At 43.3% G+C, this 4,658-nt stretch carries 3 protein-coding genes; 1 reads left to right on the forward strand and 2 read right to left on the reverse strand.

Annotation, left to right across the window (positions count from 1 at the left end; genetic code table 11):
* Nucleotides 1-1,985: filamentous hemagglutinin N-terminal domain-containing protein (locus ACFIM8_RS08840; RefSeq protein ID WP_375614804.1), on the reverse strand; the 1,985-nt coding region annotated here is incomplete at its 3' end.
* 25 nt (nt 1,986-2,010) lie between these two features.
* Nucleotides 2,011-3,807, reverse strand: coding sequence for a ShlB/FhaC/HecB family hemolysin secretion/activation protein (locus tag ACFIM8_RS08845; RefSeq protein WP_375614805.1), 1,797 nt, complete (start codon nt 3,805-3,807; stop codon nt 2,011-2,013).
* A gap of 641 nt (nt 3,808-4,448) precedes the next feature.
* Here ACFIM8_RS08845 and ACFIM8_RS08850 point away from each other — a divergent pair.
* A partial coding sequence (locus ACFIM8_RS08850; RefSeq protein WP_375614806.1) for a hypothetical protein occupies nt 4,449-4,658 on the forward strand: 210 nt, incomplete at its 3' end.

Consider the following 4,658-nt stretch of genomic DNA (forward strand, 5'->3'; position numbering starts at 1 on the left):
TCTGAGACATCAATATGATCTGCAATTAAATACAGCGTTTGCGGCGTGTAAATATGAGAACGATTATTGCTTAAATCGAGAGTGTTTGCCGTCAATCTCACATCCCCCTCAGCAGACAACACATTCTCAACACTGATCTCTCCTGATACCGATGTCAATGTTGCGTTGCCATAGCCTATGACCTGATCATAATAGATGTCGTTGCCTGCAAAAATTTCAATATTGCCACCACTGGCAATCTGACCAACCTTCACCCCTTCTTTTGCTGTAATCAAAAGAAAGCCCTTTTCATCTAAAACAAGATCCCCTGAACCGCCCGTAGAAACGACACCTGTCATCAGTGTGCCTGCATCAAGGCTGCCAACCTTTAAAACAGCTTCTTCACCCGTCATCAGCGAAGAAAAGTCAACCGCCCCACCCTCAATATTTGCCTTGCCATAGGCTAAAAGTTGCCCAAAATGAACGGGAGCATTTGTTGCTGGTTGTGCTTGAATGGCAACATTTTGATGCGACAGAATTGTTTGAGAAACAGATAGCCTGTTATGAGAAACCAGGGTGATATCTCCTGCTCCATAAACACTTTCAGCGACAATCGCACCTTGACGGCTCTGGAGATCAACATCCCCTTGGGTGCCAAGAACAATAACACCAGCAGCACCCGTTGCCGCCATATCAACCCCACCGGCTAAAAAATGGGCTTGTATATCACCACCGGCATGCGCCTTGAGCTTCCCTTGCGCTAAAACAATCCCCTCAAGCTTCAAGTCTCCGCCCGCTTCAAGAGCCATATCAGCGCCTGACCCTAGCCCTGAAACTTGAAGTGTCTGGCGCGAAGACAGCTCCATATCGCCCCCAGAGGTTGCCTTACCGGCAATCGATAAAAGCCCATCCTGCGCCTCTATTTTCAAATGACCATCAGCACCAACCGTTTCTAACGTCACATCCTTATGGGCGGCAATATCAATATGCTTTTTCGAGGTGATGTGCTTTGCCAATACGCTCTGGCTTTTCGATTTGAGGACAACACCCCCATGACCAAAAACATTCTTCAACGAGATTTTCCCGTCAGCAGAAAGATGCAACTGCCCCGCATTGGCTGCCATATCATGGCGCATGCGAACCCCAACACCTTTTTCGGTTGCCACAAGTTTAATCTGATCCGCTTGTAGAGCCCCCAAAGCAGAACCATCTATCGCATATTCCGGTTTACCGGTAATATCGGTCAGTTCTTTCATTTCCCGTGAAGCATAATCAAAGTGACCCGTCCCTGCTGTCACACCAATTTCTCTGCCCGCAACAGCTCCTTCAAAATGCACTGTGCGTGAGACAATATCGACAATATCAACCGCCCCTTGGCCTGAGAAAAAATTGGCTCCCTTGGCGCCAAAGGTGATGTCCCCACCTCGCACCTCAAAGCCTTTCAAAAAACCACTCGCATCAATTTCGGGAACACCTGTGGTTAAAGTCGCATGGGGCGTATTGATAAAGCCACAACCATCACAGCTTATCCCATTGGGATTGGCTATAATCACATCGGCTGGGCTCCCAAAAACCTCTCCTGGACCATGAAGCGCACTGCGCTTGCTGCTGGTTACTTCATTTAAAATCACTTTCGCCGAACCCGTGAGGCGCAAATGCGGATTGCCCGGCATAATGCCCCCCAACTGCGATTGCCCCACTTCTTGTGCATGATTGTTCCAAATCACACCTGCATTGCCAATATTAAAATCGTAATATTTATTGTGTGATAAGCCCTTGCCATTGGGGGTAACAATATCAATCGAGGGAACCCCATTGGGCGCTGCCACTATATCTGGACGATGGGCGGCATTCGCGTTAGGATCCACAGTAATTTGCGCCTGTAACGCTGAAGATGCGAATAAACAAGAAAAACCAAGTCCCCCAAATAAAACCTTTTTGAGCATCGTACTGGAGACTAAAACACCTAATAAAGCTGCTCTTTCTGCTCTCTTTTCATATCTCATACTTTAACTCCCCAATAAAAAATGCTTAAAGTTCCATTGTTAATGTCATAAAAAATGTTCCTGATTTTTTGTGCTTAACTGTGCTCCAAAAAATACTGGAATAACTGGCATCAAGAGAGACCATGCCTCCCGCAAGCTTGACACCTGCTGTCCAACCGGCAAGCTGGTCACTCTTAATCCCATAAAAAACTTGCGAAAACACACGCCCATAATCCAAACCAACATAAGGGCGAAGTTCACCAAAAACCTTTTTGAAGGTCGCGTGATTGCTCCACGGAATGGTGCGTAGCAACAAATCATTCCGGCTAAAAAAACCGTTATTGCCAAAAAGCAAACTCTCACGCGTGCCACGAACATTGGAAGCGCCCCCCAACGAAATCTGTTCAGCACCCAATAAATTATGTGGTGAATATTGACCACTCAAAAGATTGCTCAGTATAAAGTCCAAGCCCCCTACCTTAAAAGGCGTCATGACACTAAGCGTACCAGTAAATTTGGCAAATTGTGGCTCCGCATCCCCTGCCCCTGGCGCATGTTTCTTTACTGAATGAAACAAAGGGAGCCCTTGCAAATAACTCACATCAAAGGTCCAGGTCCCCCCCAACATCTGGCGCGAATGCGAAATGCCAAAATTGGCGACGCTATATTGACGGCTGCCCACTTCAATCTTATTACCAAGGAGGTAATTGTTGGTTCTTTTATAAGAAAGACCCAAATTCAAAGTTGTAAGGGAAACACTATCACGGTAAAGAACCCTGCTTGTACTGGCGTGCAACTCACTGGAATCCCCCGTCGTCTCAATATCGGTAAAATTGCCAGGGATTATGCTTTGGTAATTATAAACAGTGCCATTCAATCCAAAGGTCCAATAACCATACGGAATACTCACACTCGCTGAAATGTTATTACTATGTCCTTCTTGCTTGCTCCCACCCCAATAATCGGGCTCACTGCGTTGATAGTTAAAATCCCACGCATCATTCATCCCTAAAATATTTTCTACCCTCAAGCCCGCACTATAACGCGCATAACCCGTGGAAGATTGTCCCATATTGTCATGAGAAACAGTAACCTTGAACGTTTTATCGGGATGATTGTTAATATTGACAATGGTGCTCCCTTCCTCACGCCCTGGAAGAAGTTCGCTTTGAGCGTGCGCTGAACTCAAACGGTTGATCTGATCAAGCCCCTGTTCAATATCGCGCATGTTCAAAACATGACCTTGAAGCCCAGGAAAAGCACTCCATACAACATTATTATAACGAGATGCCGGTGAACCATTATAGTAAATCTCTGAGAGCTTGCCCTCAACGACAACAAATTTGAGCGTCTTGCTGTTTTTGATATCTTGATCAGGAATGTAAAAACGCGCCGTTACATAGCCTTGATCCAAATAAACTTTGGTTAACTGCTTGATTAAAAGCTGGATATCAAAAAGACCAATACATCTTCCAACATAAGGCTCTGTTACGGCTGATATAAAGCGTTTTTTGACATGATGCACTCCCTCAACAACAACAGCATGAATGGGAAAACATTGCTTCCCACCCAAAAGCATTTCTGGATTTTGCTCTGAAGGCGTCTTGATCCTTTTAGGCGTTAAAGACTGTAATTTCTCAATTCTTTCTAATTGCTGCTTTTCTGAATACCCGCGAGAAAAATTATCGGTTGGGGAATGAAAAATAGCTGAGGAGCGCGCATAAACATTTACACCACTAAACAAGCCAAAGAAAACAACAATGGCACGAAAAATTCTCAAAAGAGAACTTTGGCGTAAAAATACACAAAACAATACAGACTGCCCCCGCTTTGCATTATTCATGAAGCACTCTTTAAAAGAACTTCATGGAACCTCTAACAAGTCCACTCAAAACAGCCACTGCCCTATAACGCTTTTAACAAAAGCACATGCCTCTGTGACCAAAGAAAAATGGCACCCAAAACCACTTTATTTTAACTGCTGAAGATCTCTCCCCCACATTTCTATGGAAAAACCTCTAAACAAAACTGTTTAGCCTGTCAATGGTTAATACATTAATATCCCCATAAATATAAAGGATAAATTTGCTCAACCATATCCCCTTGCATTCATAGAGTGAACCTTCAAAGGACGCCTAATCTATGAGTTTCGAATGGTTTTGAAGGTTTGAGAAACCTTCAAAACCTATCTATAAAATGCGTGGTAAAATGTATCAAAACACTCATTCTGATATCTTAAAGCACATAGTGCATTTGTCTTTTTTCCATAAAATAAACAGCAAACTTCACTACTTTGTTGATCTTATTCCATGTCATGGGCTGTGGATAAACAACCTTTAAAAACCCTTTTTGAAAAAAAGAGCGGCTTTTTTAGCATTTTTCTACATTTTTTCTCAATTCGTTCAAAATGCATTTAATTGAATTCGTTTTGATTTTTTTGATGATTATTAATCATATCATAAGGCAAGGGATTTTTATTACAATATGCTGCAATCTATTAAGTCTGATAATGAATACGTCACTTTACGCTCTCTCTTAGAATATTATCGTCAACGAGCAAAATCACCCCGTGAATTAGGAACCATGTTTGAAAACCTTGTCATGGCTCATTTGACAAACGACCCGCTTCAAAAGCAAGAATACGAAAAGGTTCAGACTTATTTGGAATGGGCTAAGGAGCATGATGAAGATGGA

Origin of the sequence: Bartonella sp. AC535YNZD (assembly GCF_042196625.1) — a bacterium.
Taxonomy (GTDB): domain Bacteria; phylum Pseudomonadota; class Alphaproteobacteria; order Rhizobiales; family Rhizobiaceae; genus Bartonella.